Below are 13,986 nucleotides of genomic sequence, written 5' to 3' on the forward strand. Positions count from 1 at the left end.
CGTATTCGTGATGCACTCAATGTCCACTTGAAGAGAGCAGGGTGCAAACCTTGCGTCCCGGAACCCGGCAGTTAAGCTGGTCACGAGTACAGGTGTACGAACATGGTTCGATTCTTTTCTGACAATTTCCTCTCCGCATATGTTGATGTTGAATCCGAGAGCTTTTTGCTTTGCAGCGCTTCATCCGACTCACGAGATGGTTTCTCTGACCTGTCCGCTATGGTCAGCGCTGGCGCCAAGCTGGATGACGAGAATATGACCAGCGACGACAGCTTTAGTCTGGAGGCCGAACTAACCCGCGCGCTTGGCGGGGAACCGGAAGTGCAAACTGCGCTCGCTGACGCCGAAGTCGAAGCGCCTGCAATTGATGACCTGCAGATGAAGGAAGCCCTCGCGGCGTTGGAAGTTCCCTCCGCTACCGATATGAGCGAGGCCGCAGTTGAAGATGAAGGTTCTGAATTTGGCGATTTGATTTCTGCAGAGTTCGAGCGTGCGCTTGCTGAGGAAGAGGCGCTTGCCGCCGATCTTGCTGCCGCAGCGGAAATGGAACAGGCCGCTGAAGCCGTTGAAATTCCGGCAATGACGCTTTCTGCGCCTGCGGCCACAACGCCGGAACCATCTTCAACAACGGAAAAAGACTATTCCGACCCGGCTGCAGAATTTTTTGGAACGCCAGCACATGCGTCGAGCGCGCAGTCGTCAGGCCCGCCAATTCAGACACCACCTTTCCAGTCCGCACCATCCATGTCGCCGCCTGTTGCCCCAGTCTTTGAGCCCCCAGTCCTTGAGACAGCAGCTTCGTCGGTACAGGACTTCTCAGATCCGGCTGCAGAGTTTGCTGCCACGATGGCTAATCCTGAGCGCACCCTGCCGCCAGCTCCTCAATTGGACGTTCCATCAGTTGAAGAACCAACGCCAGCTGCCAGCCCAATCGACGCTGTGCTCGGTGCAAGTGCTGCACTGGGTGCCGCTGCTGTTGCATCGTCAGCTTCCCCCAAGCCCTATCAAACTCCGCGCGCAGAAGAACAGCCGTTTACGCTGGACAACGAGTTCGAAACGGCGATTGCAGCAGATACCGCTGCACCTGGAATCACAGCCCGCAGAACGCAGGGCGACCCTATGGACATTGCGTTCGACCCCGATCCGTCATCGTTCGGCGATAATGTCACAATTCCATCGCCCCACGAATTTCAAGGCGCAGCGGCCACAAACGGTTCTGCTGGTCGTAAAGCAGCCATTGGTGTTTTGGCAGTCGCATTGTTTGGTGGCATGGGTGCACTTGCTTGGAGTTCGTTCAGCGATGCACCATCCGGCAAAGCTCCAACTATTCTGGCCGAAACCGCGCCTGTGAAGGTGAAGCCAAAAGATTCTGGCGGAAAAGTAGTCCCCGATCAGGACCGTACGGTTTACGAGAAGGTAGGCGGCGCGAAATCCGATAAGCCAGAGCAAGTGGCGCTAAAAGACGCGACCGAAAAACCTATCGAAATAGCTAAGGTGAAGCCGAAGGCCACAAATCGGGTCGACGCCGGAAGTGACGCCGCGAACACGAGTAAAGATGACAGCGTTTTACGTCCACGCGCAGTTCGCACTATGGTTGTGAAGCCCGATGGTACGATTTTGGCTGCAAGCGAGCCCGCACCGGCGGCTAAGCCTGCCAAAGCTCCCGAACAAGTGGCTAAAGCGCCTGCTGCAAAGCCTGACAAGTCAACAACAGGAGGTGTTCAGTTCACACCGCCAACTGCTGAAAATGGCAATACGTCAAAACCGGCGGAACAAGTGGCTAAATTGGCTCCAGCGAAACCTGTGAAAGTAGAGCCTGTCAAAAAAGCTGCGCCCAAACCTGCTCCAAAGGCAGCAGCCAAACCAAAGGCAAAGCCTGTTGTGAAGAAAGTAGCGGCAAAGCCAAAGCCTGCCGCGCCCAAACCGGCAGCCGCACCAGCGGCTTCCTCTCCATACGCGGTGCAGATTTCCTCGCGTCGTTCGCCGGAAGCTGCCCAGTCGGCTTGGACAAAGCTCGCCCGTCAATATCGAGGCGTCCTGGCAAGCTACACGCCGGATATCCGCAAGAAGGACATCTCGGGTCGCGGAACTTTCTATCAGGTGCGCGTTCCAGCCCAGACCAAAGCTGACGCAAGCGCATTGTGTTCACGGCTCAAGCGGGCCGGTGGAGATTGCTTCGTTACCCGCTAGACGCAGGGTTCAAATAAATAGATTCAGACCTGCCGCACCTGAAAATGCGGCAGGTCTTTTTTGTGCGCTGATGCAGTGATGGGGGGCTTTGACGCCGCAAAATGTATAAACTTGCGAATCATGGAAACAAAAGCACTCATCGTCGGCTGTGCCGGCACAGAACTTACCGCCGAGGAACGGGCGTTTTTGAAGGCCGAAAAGCCCTGGGGCTTCATTCTGTTTGCCCGCAACATTGAGACACCCGACCAGGTGCGTCGTCTCAACGATTCCTTTGCTGAATGCGTCAGCCGCAAGACGGTGCCTATTTTGATCGACCAGGAAGGCGGTCGCGTGCAACGCCTGCGCGCGCCCACTTGGCATGATTATCCACCAGCGGCAGCGCTGGGCGCTCTTTATCTGCAAGACAAAGCCAAAGGCCTTCGCGCTGCCTGGCTGCAATCGCGCCTTCACTCTTTTGATCTGCTGCCGCTCGGCTTTACGGTTGACTGCCTGCCGGTGCTCGATGTTCCCGCAAAAGACGGCCACGAGGTCATCGGCAACCGCGCCTACGGCGACGAGCCGGAGATTGTATCCGCCATGGGGCAGGCGGCTTGCGACGGATTGAAAGCGGGCGGCGTTATGCCCGTCATAAAGCACATTCCAGGCCATGGCCGCGCAAAAGCTGACAGCCACAAAGATTTGCCCGTTGTCGACACGCCACGCGAGACGCTGGAGGCTGTCGATTTCCCGCCCTTTGCGGCGCTGTCGAACGAGGCGATGGCGATGACCGCCCACGTGGTTTTTTCCGCTCTGGATGCGGCCGCCCCCGCAACCACGTCGAAAACCATCATTGACGGCATTATTCGGGGCCAAATGGGGTTTGATGGCCTTTTAATGAGCGATGACGTGTCGATGGAGGCACTTTCTGGGGATTTCGCCACACGCACCCGCGCAATTTTCAACGCGGGCTGCGATATGGTGCTTCACTGCAATGGCCTGATGGACCAGATGAAGGCTGTTGCTAACGAAACTCCGCAATTGTCTGGCAAGGCTCTTTCTCGCGCTGATGCTGCCATGGCTGGCATCGGCACGGTTGATAATGCTGATGAAGCTGAAACAAGGGCCGAATTTGCCGACCTTTTGGCGCAAATACCTGTCGCCTAATGGATGATCCGCTTCATGAGCGGCAACGAAAACGAGGATTTAAGTGAGCGGCCAAAAGTCAAACGACAGCCCTGAACTGTGGGAAAGCCCGATTCCCGTCGACCGCGCCTCGATGGACCCGGATTTTACGGTTGATGTAGACGGCTTTGAAGGTCCGCTCGATCTGCTGCTTGCTATGGCTCGCACGCAGAAAGTTGATCTGACAAAGATCTCGATCCTGCAACTGGCCCGCCAATATCTCGGATTCGTCGAAAAAGCGCGCAAGCTGCGCCTTGAACTTGCCGCTGACTATCTCGTCATGGCCGCTTGGCTAGCCTATTTGAAATCCAAACTGCTGCTGCCCGCGCCAGAGGGCGACCCGGAACCATCGGGTGAAGAACTGGCAGCGCAGCTGGCGTTTCGCCTGCAAAGGCTTGAGGCCATGCGCGAAGCGTCCAAGCAATTGATGAACCGCAACCGTCTTGGCCGCGATTTCTTTGCCCGCGGCATGCCGGAGCCGGTCGTGGTGAAAACCGAGCGAGCCTACAACGCAACGCTCTACGATCTGCTGACCGCTTATGCCCAACAGCGCCAACGGGAGGCGACGTCCACCGTTACCATTTCGCGCCGTGAGGTTTGGTCACTGCAGGATGCGCGGGCCATTTTGACCCGCCTGATGGGCAAACTGGAAGACTGGACGCCACTCAATGCCTTTTTGGCCGAATACATGACTTCGCGTGAAGAACGCGCTGGTGTCATTGCCTCCAGTTTTGCCGCAAGCCTCGAATTGGTGCGCGAAGGCCAGCTTGAAATTAGACAATCCGAAACCTTCGCACCGCTTTACATGCGCCACAAGCCTGCTGCAACGCCAACGTCACAAACCGAGCGATCATAGGGCTTTGCCCGCCCTGATAGGAGACTTTTATGTCCAACACCGCCGAAAACATCTTGCCATTTCCCAACTTGGTGGAAGACAGCGATCACGAGGATACGGTTGATGCGATGCAGGTTGTGCGCATGGTGGAAGCGATGATTTTCGCCTCCAGCGAGCCGGTTGCAGAAAAAGCGATTGCCGATCACTTGCCTGACGGCGCAGACGTGAAGGCGGCACTGGCTGATGTTCAAGCAAGTTATGCCAGCCGTGGCATCAATCTGGTGCGCGTAGGCGACGCGTGGGCCTTCCGCACAGCCGACGATCTTTCGTTCCTGCTGCAGAAAGAAGCCGTGGAGACGCGGCGCCTTTCCAAAGCGGCGCTCGAAGTGCTGGCCATCATCGCTTATCATCAGCCGGTCACACGCGCGGAAGTCGAGGAAATTCGCGGTGTTGTCACATCAAAAGGCACGCTTGATGTATTGTTGGAGACTGGCTGGGTGCGAATGCGCGGACGCCGCAAGACGCCGGGTCGTCCCGTAACATATGGAACAACGCCAGACTTCCTGGATCACTTCGGTCTGGAGACCGTGCGCGACTTGCCCGGCTTGGACGAGTTAAAGGGCGCCGGCATGTTGCAATCGCAGATTCCGGCTACATTTTCCGTGCCTGTTCCATCTGACGACGACCAACTGCAAGACGATGAAGATCCGTTCACGCTCGATGACGTAGAGGAACTGGGCCTGCTTTCTCCGCTTGGCGGCGACGAATAGTCTGCTGCGGCCAAGGCGAGGCTTCCAATTGCCTATGAAGTGTCCCACATAGCGCGTCATGGAAGATGATGCCGCAGTAAAGCCGCCACGTGAGCCGGTCCGTTCCAAATGGGGCGTGCCGAACACTGCTGCTGTTTCCATTCCGCACGAACTTTCGTTTGAGAACATCAGCCATCGCTTCGGCGAATCTGTGATCCTGCAAGACATTTCACTGACCGCTGCAACGGGCACCGTCACCTGCCTTCTCGGTCCGTCAGGTTCAGGCAAAACCACCTTGTTGCGCATCGCGGCAGGTATGGAACGCCAAACATCGGGCAGGGTGCTGCAAGATGGGCGCGAGATTGGTGGCCCGAGCTTATTCATGCCGCCGGAAAAGCGCGGCATCGGGCTCGTGTTTCAAGATTACGCGCTGTTTCCGCACCTCACTATCTGCCAAAATGTCTGCTTTGGCCTTGCGCACTTAAAGCGTGCAGACCGCATTCCGCAGGCCATGCAAACGCTGGCTCGTGTGGGTTTGGATGACCGCGCGGATGAATATCCCAGCACACTATCCGGCGGCGAGCAGCAGCGGGTGGCGCTCGCTCGTGCGATGGCCCCGCGCCCGGGCGTGTTGCTGATGGACGAACCATTTTCCGGCCTCGACAGCCGCCTGCGCGATTCGGTGCGCGACGAAACGCTGGGTGTGCTGCGCGAAACGCGTGCCACGTCGCTCATCGTCACCCACGACCCGGCAGAGGCGCTGAAGATGGGGGACAGAATTGCGCTTATGAACCGTGGCATCATGGAGCAATTTGGTACGCCGGAAGACCTCTATTATCGTCCCAAAACGCTGTTTGCAGCAGGTTTCTTCTCCGAATTGAACTTGTTCGAAGGTGTTGTTCGCGGCAGTCAGGTTGAAACGCCGCTCGGTGCAATCAAAGCAGACGGCATGCGCGAGGGGGCGGCGGCAGTGGTCGCCATCCGCCTGCCAGCGCTCTACTTTGACCCTGCGGGCAAAGGGGCAACCGCACGGATTTTATCACGCCGCTTTCTGGGAGACTTCGACCAGATCACAGTGGGTGTGTCCGGTGTCGATGTGCCGTTGAAAATGCGGCTGCGGGCGGGCGCGCTGGAGAGCTTGGGCATTGACATCAACCGCAATCTGTCAATCCGCGTCGATCCAAAAGGCTGTTTCGTCTTTCCTGCCGTTGAAACGACATCATCAGCGCTTACCTAATTAACCGGAACACTGCTTGGCGAGCGTCCCGTTGTTGCGAATGAACGCGGCTTCGGTCTATGTTGCCCAGCGACAGAGAGGATGTCTCAAAGAAGGCATCCGTAGAGGAGTATTGGTTATGGGTCAGATCGGCATTTGGCAGATTGTCATCGTTGCGGTCGTCGTGGTTTTGTTGTTCGGACGCGGCAAGATTTCAGAGCTTATGGGAGATGTTGCTAAAGGCATCACGTCTTTCAAGAAGGGCTTGAACGAAGCCGAAGAAGACGTCTCAAAGACACTTGATAACGAGCCGGGCGAGAAGGTTGTTGATAGCACGACCGAAAAGTCGAAAGTCAGCTAAAGCTGACAGTGTTCGCGGCTCGCTTACTGCTGCTGCATTGAGCGATACGCATTGCGCCGATTTGCGGCAACAACCAACCTTTAAGACAGGCGGAACGGGCTGTGTTTGACATTGGCTGGACCGAGATGCTCGTTGTGGGCATCATCGCGATCATTTTCGTTGGGCCTAAAGAGCTCCCCGGAATGCTGCGCACGTTTGGCCAGGCCATCCGCAAGATCCGGGGCATGGCCGGTGAGTTTCAGGGTCAATTCAACGAAGCCCTGAAAGAGGCTGAATTGGATGGGCTTAAAGACACTATCAACGATGTGCGCTCGCTCGATCCAACGAAAGCGATCAAAGACAAGCTAAATCCGCTGAAGGATGATCTGGAGAAGCCTGTGAAGGCCGAAAAGAAAATCCAGACCCCGCAGGAAATCGAAGCCGAAATCGCAGAAAACTACCGCAAAGCGCAAGAAGCCACCAAAAACGCTTCCACCGGTCCAAACGCTGTGCCCGGCTTCAGCAGCGCACCAACCGAGCCTGCATCTGAGCCGAAAGTGGTAGCCTCGCCCAAAAAGACGATACCCAAGAAAACCGCTGCCAAAAAAGCTCCAGCGAAAAAAGTTGCGCCGAAAAAAGCAGCTTCGAAAAAAACTGATGAGAAAAAGACGGCAGCAAAATCAACCGCCAAGAAAGCGGTAGCGAAGAAAAGCGTAGCTAAGTCCAAAACCAAGGACATAGCATGAGCGACGAGACGCTTGACGACAGCGCTGCACCGCTGATGGAGCATCTCATCGAGTTGCGCCAGCGGCTCTTGAAGTCTCTCATCGCGGTCGCGTGCGTGTTTGTTATTGCGTTCATTTTTTCGGACGACATTTTCAATCTTCTCGTCATTCCATACGAACGCGCCGTGGGCGATGATCAGAACATTCGCCTGATTTACACCGCACCACAGGAATATTTCTTTGCACAATTGCGCATCGCGCTGTTTACGGCCCTGTTCTTCGCATTCCCCGTGATTGCTACACAGATCTACAAATTTGTGGCTCCAGGCCTGTATAAAAACGAACGGGGCGCATTCCTGCCGTTTCTGTTTGCCACGCCGATCTTGTTTATATTGGGCGCATCGTTGGTTTTCTACGTCATAATGCCGCTTGCTATGGGCTTCTTCCTGTCGATGCAGCAGGACGGTGAAACCAGCCGCGCAACCATCGAACTGCTGCCAAAAGTCTCCGAATATCTCGGCCTGATCATGACATTGATCTTTGCATTCGGTCTGGTTTTCCAGATGCCAGTAGTCATCTCGTTGCTGGCTAGGGCAGGGATGGTGTCTTCTGTAGGGCTGAAAGCAAAGCGCAAATATGCGGTTGTGCTGACCTTCATCGCTGCCGCAGTACTAACGCCGCCAGATCCCGTCAGCCAGATCGGCCTTGCGGTTCCAACCCTGCTTCTCTACGAACTGTCCATCTACGCCACGCGACTCATCGAGCGCAAACGGCTGGAGCGTGAGGCCGCTTTCGAGGCCTAACGCATCGCCGTTTCGACGCTGATACGCCAAGACCCGTGAAAGTTCATGTTCGACATTAAGTGGATCAGGGAAAACCCCGAAACGTTTGACAAATTGCTCGCTCTTCGCGGTCTGGAGCCGAAATCCGAGTCGCTTATTGCGCTGGATGAAGCCCGCCGCGCGCATGTGGCCGAACTGCAAGCAGCGCAGGAAAAGCGCAATGTGGCGTCCAAGGAAATCGGCAAATCGAAGGCTTCCGGTGATGAGGCGGCGGCTCAAAAGGCCATCGAAGAAGTGGCTAAGCTAAAGGGTTTTCTCCAATCCGGTGAGGAAGAAGAGCGTAAACTCACCAATGCGCTCAACGACGCGCTTGCTGAAATTCCAAACCTGCCACACGAAGATGTACCCCAAGGGGCGGACGAAGCCGACAACGTTCTGCTGCATACCGATGGTGAAAAGCCTGTCTTTGCGTTTAAGCCAAAGGAACACTTTGAGCTTGGCGAAGCGATGGGCACGATGAACTTCGAAACGGCGGCTAAACTCTCCGGCAGTCGCTTCGTTCTTTTGTCGGGTGAATTGGCCCGCATGGAGCGTGCTCTGGGTCAGTACATGGTCGATCTCCACACGGGCCAGCATGGATATGTTGAGGTCTCGCCCCCGCTTCTGGTGCGTGATGAAGCCCTTTTTGGCACGGGCCAACTTCCGAAGTTTTCCGAAGATCTGTTCAAGGCCAGCGAAGACCATTGGATGATCCCGACCGCTGAAGTGCCGCTGACCAACATCGTTGCCGGCGAAATTGTTGGTGAGGCGACACTGCCACGCCGCTACACAGCGTTGACCTATTGCTTCCGCTCCGAGGCTGGTTCTGCCGGCCGCGACACGCGCGGCATGTTGCGCCAACACCAGTTTTCCAAGTGTGAATTGGTCTCTGTGACGGATGAAGAGAATTCGTTGCAGGAACTGGAGCGCATGCTCGGTTGTGCGGAAGCGGTGTTGAAGGGCCTTGGTCTGCACTATCGCGTAGTAACGCTTTGCACTGGCGACATGGGCTTCTCCGCTCGCAAGACATACGACATTGAAGTGTGGTTGCCGGGTCAGAATGCCTACCGTGAAATTTCGTCTTGCTCAGTATGCGGCGATTTCCAGGCGCGGCGCATGAACGCCCGCTATCGCAAGGAAGGTGAAAAGCAACTGAACTTCGTCCACACGCTGAACGGTTCCGGCGTTGCCGTTGGCCGAGCGCTCATCGCTGTGATGGAAAACTATCAAAACGAAGACGGTACGATCACCGTGCCGGACGTGCTGCAGCCCTATATGGGCGGCGCTACAACCATTGGCGGAGCAGAAAGCTAACCTATGCGAATCTTGCTCACCAACGACGACGGCATAAATGCGCCGGGACTGGAAGTTTTGGAAACACTGGCGCGGACGCTATCGGACGATATCTGGATCGTCGCTCCAGAGACGGATCAAAGCGGCCTTGCTCATTCGCTGACACTTTCCCACCCCATGCGGGCACGAAAGGTGCGCGATAAGGCTTGGTCTGTCACGGGCACGCCTACCGATTGCGTGATTATGGCAGTTCGCGAATTGGTGGATGGTCCGATTGATCTGGTGCTGTCAGGCGTCAATGCAGGTCAAAACATCGGCGACTACATCACATATTCGGGTACAGTTGCTGCCGCCATCGAAGGAACGCTCCTCGGCATCCGTTCCATCGCGCTGTCACAGGCATTTTCGTTTGACGGTCATCGTGATGTGCCGTGGGACACCGTTGCCACTCTTGGGCCTGATCTTTTGAAGCGTTTGCTGGAAATCAATCTACCGGAAGGCACCTTGCTCAACGTCAATTTCCCAAATTGCAGTGCCGCCGATGTGCAAGGCGAAACCATTGCAACCCAAGGCAAGTTTGATCACGGCCTTGGCATTGAAAAGCGCCAAGATGGCCGCGGTCTTTCCTACTACTGGCTGAAATTCATAGGCGAGCAGCCGGGCGAACAGCCGGGTTCAGACATCGAAGCGCTGGCACAGGACAGGGTGGCCATCACGCCCGTCCGCATGGATATGACCAATCACGCCTATCTTGACGATCTACGATCAGCGTTGGAGCCAACCAGATGACCGCAGTCCAAAGCGAAGACAATGCAGGATTAATGGGTTTCCTGATGCGGCTCCGCGCTTGGGCGATCACTGATGCGGCGCTGCTAAAGCGTGTTGAAAGCGTGCCTCACGATCGGTTTGTGCCGGTGGAGCATTTTGGGCTGGCGTGGAGCGATAGCCTATTGCCCCTGCCGTGCGGACAAACCATGTACTCGCCCGATCTGATGGTTCGCATGTTGGTAGCTTTGGATGTTGACCCATCTCACAGCGTTCTAGAAATCGGCACAGGCAGCGGATACCTCACCGGATTGCTGGCCCGTTCCGCCCGCAAGGTGAAAACGCTGGACCGTTACAAGACGCTTTTGAACCTCGCCAAACAAAGACTGCAAGCGCTTGAAATCTCCAATGTGACGTTTGAACAGTGCGATGGCCGCAATGGCGGGCGCGATGATGGGCTCTACGACCGCATCATTGCAGACAGCTCTTACGACGGTCCTCCGCGCGGTTTGCTGGACCAGTTGGCTGCTGGTGGCGTTGTTATCACCGCAATTGGAAATTCGGGCGAAGAGCAGATGCTGGTTCGTTTGACCAAAATAGGCAGCCGTTTTGAACGCGAGGATCTTTTCCCCGTGCGTTTTACTGCGCTGGAAGAGGGCGCTGCGCTGTCACTCTGACAAGCGCTATTCAACTTTCCTGACGTCACTTAACCGGCAATTAAGGTTGATAAGTCTTAATGATCGGACGATTTCGTGTGTCTGTTGTGGATTTGTTATGCGTTCCAAGCTTTATACGCGCCGTTTGCGTGCACTTTCTCAAGCATCAGCCTTGCTTGTTCTCGCTGGCTTCACCGCTGCCTGCAGCAGTGATGCGATGCGATTTGACGATGTGATGACGACCGGAACTAGTCTGACCCCCAATCAGCATCAGATATTGCATAAAGGAAAATCAGACCAGCCGTTCCCGGAAGCTGCCGCCCCTTCTCCATCGGCACCGTCCACCACAGGCATCCGTGTTGTGCAGCCAACCGTGAGCGCATCGCCTCTGCCAAGTGTTTCAGCACCATCAGCTGCAACACAATCTCCGGCAAGTTCCGCAGCTCGAACCTACACGCCGCCAGCGGCATCAAATGTCCTCTCGGCCTCTAAGCCCACGCCATCACTCGCGCAGCAAGCAGGTGCGCCGATTGTGCTCGCCCCGCGTCGCAATGGGCCAGTCGAACTGGCTGTGACCGGAGCCGACAGTTTGCCGACAGGCAGCGTCAGCCAAGTGGCGAAAACGGTGACGCAGACCAAGGCTGCAACCAAAGGCGGTTGGAGCGGAGCAGGGGGCACATATGTCACCGCACGATCCGGTGAGACGCTCTACAACCTGTCGCGGCGTTACGGCGTGCCGGTGGAAGCGATTATGCGGGCCAACAATATGGGCAATGCGGACGCTTTGCAGGCCGGAAGCAAAATTCTCATTCCCGCTTACACATATTCCGCTAATTCCAGGGTTTCCGCCCCCGACAACCATCCTGTTACCAAAGCCGTCCGCGCTTCCACAGGGTTCCAAGGGCAAGCTCAAGGCAGTGTTGCGACACCGAAGCAACGGATTAAGAGCGCCAAAACAACGATCAGCGAACCCGTGGTTTCAGCACCCGAAGTGGGTGCTTCTGGCCGTCATACGATTGTCTCAGGTGACACGCTTTATGGCGTTGCCCGCAAATATACCGTCAGTCCGGGTTCCTTGCGGGCTGCCAACAACATGAGCGGCTCAACGCTTCGGTTGGGACAAACGTTGGTGATACCACAAGGTGGCGCAACGCCTCCGCCAACCATAACAAAAGCCACCGCGCCAAAACCAGCTACCGAGCCAACACCGCAAGTGATTGATGAGGGCACCACGGGCAGCATTCCTGCGACCACACGGCAACAACCAGTCGAATCGGCCAAAAAGCTGAAGCCTGTTTATTCCGCGCCAACCATCGCGCAGAAATCGGCTGAAGAAGTTTCCACGCCGAAGAAAACCAGTGCGGGCTCGTTCCGCTGGCCCACCCGTGGCCGCGTGTTGACAAAGTTTGGTGAGCGTCAGAACGGCACCATAAACGATGGCATCGACATTTCCGTTCCCGAAGGCACCCCGATCAAAGCCGCAGAAGCCGGCACAGTGATTTATTCCGGCTCGGAACTTGCTGATTTTGGCAATCTGATCCTCGTCAGCCATTCAGGCGGATGGGTCTCTGCCTATGCCCACGCCAGCAAGAACAAGGTGCGCCGTGGTGATAAGGTCGGCCGTGGGCAGGTCATTGCCATGTCCGGAAAGACGGGCAATGCAGAGGTGCCAAAGCTGCACTTTGAATTGCGCAAGGATTCAACTCCGGTCAATCCGCTTAAGCACCTGTCTAAGTAAGCGGCTTTCCTAGCTCACCTGCCAGATCCAACACGAATTGCCACGCGACGCGGCCAGAGCGGCTGCCGCGCGTGGTTGACCATTCAAGCGCCTTTCCGCGCACGTCTTCCAGCGAGACGCCAAGATCGTAATGGGCCAGATAGCCTTCGATCATAGCCAGATATTCATCCTGCGAGCACTTGTGGAAACCGAGCCAAAGCCCAAAACGGTCTGACAGCGAGACTTTTTCCTCCACAGCTTCGCTTGGCGAAATGGAGGTGGAGCGCTCGTTCTCGATCATATCGCGGGGCATCAGGTGGCGACGGTTGGATGTAGCATAGAAAATTGCATTGTCAGGCCGCCCTTCAACGCCACCATCCAGCGCAGCCTTCAGCGCCTTGTAGCTGGTGTCGTCATGGTCGAACGACAAATCGTCGCAAAACAGGATGAAACGGTGTTCGTCGTTGCGGATGTGGCCGAGCAATCGCGGTAGCGTGTCGATGTCTTCGCGGTGAATTTCAACCAGTTTGAGCGGACGTTCCTGCTTGTCTTCGTTGACGGTGGCCTGTGCCGCTTTCACCAAAGACGACTTTCCCATGCCACGCGCGCCCCAAAGCAGCGCGTTGTTGGCGGGCAGGCCGTTGGCGAAGCGGCGCGTGTTATCCAGCAAAATGTCGCGTACCTGATCAATTCCCTGCAACAACACCATGTCCACACGGTTGACCTTGGCAACTGGCGACAGGTTGTCGTGTTCTGGCGTCCACACGAAGGCATCGGCAGCGGAGGCATCAAACTTTGGTGATGGCGCTGGCACAGCACGGGCGATCAACTCGATGAGAGTATCGAGCTTGGCTTCGAGTGAGGCGGCGATCTCTGGTGAGGTTTTTTCGGTCATAGGGCTTTGAAAATGCTGCGTGGGGAGGCTTGCTAACACGCCCATCCGATCAGGAAAAGAACCCTATATTTTGTCGGCGACAAAGCGGCAAAATATCAATCGGGTGGTGCGTTGCTACCGTTGCAAAGGAGGCAGCGATCACTATATTCCGCCTAACTTCGCGGGCGGGGGATTCCCCGGCCTGCAGCACTCCATTTTTAAGGTAGATTGTATGTTCATCACCCCAGCATTTGCCCAAGGCGCCGGCGGCGGCGGTGGCGGCTCCATCATCGAGCTTCTGTTTCCCCTTATCGCTGTTGCGGCGATCATGTGGTTCCTTATCATTCGTCCCCAGCGCCAACAGGCCAAAAAACGTGAGGAGATGCTTGGCAGCATTCGCCGCAACGACACAGTGGTTACCGCAGGCGGCATCATTGGCAAAGTTACCAAAGTGGTGGATGAAACCGAATTGGAAGTGCAAATCGCGCCCGAAGTGCGCACCCGCGTCCACCGCAGCTTTATTGCCGAAGTGCGCGTGAAGGGTGAGCCGGTCAAAGCCGATACGGCAAAGGCTGCACCTGCCAAAGAAACAAAGAGCGCGAAAGCCTCCAAAGCGAAGAAATAGGCATTCTTTGGTGCCGAAC

14 protein-coding genes are annotated in these 13,986 nt (G+C 56.2%); 13 read left to right on the top strand and 1 reads right to left on the bottom strand.

Annotated features, from left to right (window positions below; translation table 11 throughout):
- Nucleotides 1–102: 102 nt before the first annotated feature.
- From ACFQ14_RS15930 to ACFQ14_RS15985, 12 genes are all read left to right on the top strand, one after another.
- Nucleotides 103–2,190, top strand: coding sequence for an SPOR domain-containing protein (locus ACFQ14_RS15930; protein WP_377213751.1), 2,088 nt, complete (start codon nucleotides 103–105; stop codon nucleotides 2,188–2,190).
- A gap of 120 nt (nucleotides 2,191–2,310) precedes the next feature.
- The gene (nagZ, locus tag ACFQ14_RS15935; protein WP_377213752.1) at nucleotides 2,311–3,333 is read left to right on the top strand and encodes a beta-N-acetylhexosaminidase; all 1,023 of its coding nucleotides are present in this window, start codon (nucleotides 2,311–2,313) and stop codon (nucleotides 3,331–3,333) included.
- A 112-nt stretch (nucleotides 3,334–3,445) separates the two neighbouring features.
- Complete coding sequence (locus ACFQ14_RS15940; protein WP_377213960.1) at nucleotides 3,446–4,207, top strand: segregation and condensation protein A; 762 nt, start codon at nucleotides 3,446–3,448, stop codon at nucleotides 4,205–4,207.
- A gap of 29 nt (nucleotides 4,208–4,236) precedes the next feature.
- Nucleotides 4,237–4,956 carry an SMC-Scp complex subunit ScpB gene (scpB, locus tag ACFQ14_RS15945; RefSeq protein WP_377213753.1) on the top strand — a complete coding sequence of 240 codons (720 nt, stop codon included), beginning with the start codon at nucleotides 4,237–4,239 and terminating at the stop codon, nucleotides 4,954–4,956.
- A gap of 58 nt (nucleotides 4,957–5,014) precedes the next feature.
- On the top strand, nucleotides 5,015–6,172 hold the full coding sequence (locus ACFQ14_RS15950) for an ABC transporter ATP-binding protein (RefSeq protein WP_377213754.1): 1,158 nt from the start codon (nucleotides 5,015–5,017) through the stop codon (nucleotides 6,170–6,172).
- 118 nt (nucleotides 6,173–6,290) lie between these two features.
- Nucleotides 6,291–6,512, top strand: a complete 222-nt coding sequence (locus ACFQ14_RS15955) for a twin-arginine translocase TatA/TatE family subunit (RefSeq protein WP_377213755.1) — start codon at nucleotides 6,291–6,293, stop codon at nucleotides 6,510–6,512.
- Between the two features lie 101 nt (nucleotides 6,513–6,613).
- Entirely contained in the window at nucleotides 6,614–7,237 is a 624-nt protein-coding gene (tatB, locus tag ACFQ14_RS15960) for a Sec-independent protein translocase protein TatB (protein ID WP_377213756.1), read from the top strand.
- Nucleotides 7,234–8,019 carry a twin-arginine translocase subunit TatC gene (gene tatC, locus ACFQ14_RS15965; protein WP_377213757.1) on the top strand — a complete coding sequence of 262 codons (786 nt, stop codon included), beginning with the start codon at nucleotides 7,234–7,236 and terminating at the stop codon, nucleotides 8,017–8,019. Before tatB ends, tatC begins: the two co-directional genes overlap by 4 nt.
- A gap of 45 nt (nucleotides 8,020–8,064) precedes the next feature.
- Nucleotides 8,065–9,351, top strand: a complete 1,287-nt coding sequence (serS, locus tag ACFQ14_RS15970) for a serine--tRNA ligase (protein WP_377213758.1) — start codon at nucleotides 8,065–8,067, stop codon at nucleotides 9,349–9,351.
- Nucleotides 9,352–9,354: 3 nt separating this feature from the next.
- Nucleotides 9,355–10,119 carry a 5'/3'-nucleotidase SurE gene (gene surE, locus ACFQ14_RS15975; RefSeq protein ID WP_377213759.1) on the top strand — a complete coding sequence of 255 codons (765 nt, stop codon included), beginning with the start codon at nucleotides 9,355–9,357 and terminating at the stop codon, nucleotides 10,117–10,119.
- Entirely contained in the window at nucleotides 10,116–10,772 is a 657-nt protein-coding gene (locus ACFQ14_RS15980; RefSeq protein ID WP_377213760.1) for a methyltransferase domain-containing protein, read from the top strand. Before surE ends, ACFQ14_RS15980 begins: the two co-directional genes overlap by 4 nt.
- A 97-nt stretch (nucleotides 10,773–10,869) precedes the next feature.
- Nucleotides 10,870–12,489 (top strand): peptidoglycan DD-metalloendopeptidase family protein, encoded by a 1,620-nt coding sequence (locus ACFQ14_RS15985; RefSeq protein WP_377213761.1) that lies wholly within the window; start codon nucleotides 10,870–10,872, stop codon nucleotides 12,487–12,489.
- Here the strand turns inward: ACFQ14_RS15985 and ACFQ14_RS15990 are convergent.
- Nucleotides 12,482–13,363 carry an ATP-binding protein gene (locus ACFQ14_RS15990; RefSeq protein WP_377213762.1) on the bottom strand — a complete coding sequence of 294 codons (882 nt, stop codon included), beginning with the start codon at nucleotides 13,361–13,363 and terminating at the stop codon, nucleotides 12,482–12,484. The two genes, ACFQ14_RS15985 and ACFQ14_RS15990, sit on opposite strands and share 8 nt — an antisense overlap.
- A 211-nt stretch (nucleotides 13,364–13,574) precedes the next feature.
- Here ACFQ14_RS15990 and yajC point away from each other — a divergent pair, with 211 nt between their 5' ends.
- Nucleotides 13,575–13,967, top strand: coding sequence for a preprotein translocase subunit YajC (gene yajC, locus ACFQ14_RS15995; protein WP_377213763.1), 393 nt, complete (start codon nucleotides 13,575–13,577; stop codon nucleotides 13,965–13,967).
- Nucleotides 13,968–13,986 lie beyond the last annotated feature (19 nt).

Origin of the sequence: Pseudahrensia aquimaris (genome assembly GCF_042676045.1) — a bacterium.
Classification (GTDB): Bacteria; Pseudomonadota; Alphaproteobacteria; order Rhizobiales; family Rhizobiaceae; genus Pseudahrensia; species Pseudahrensia aquimaris.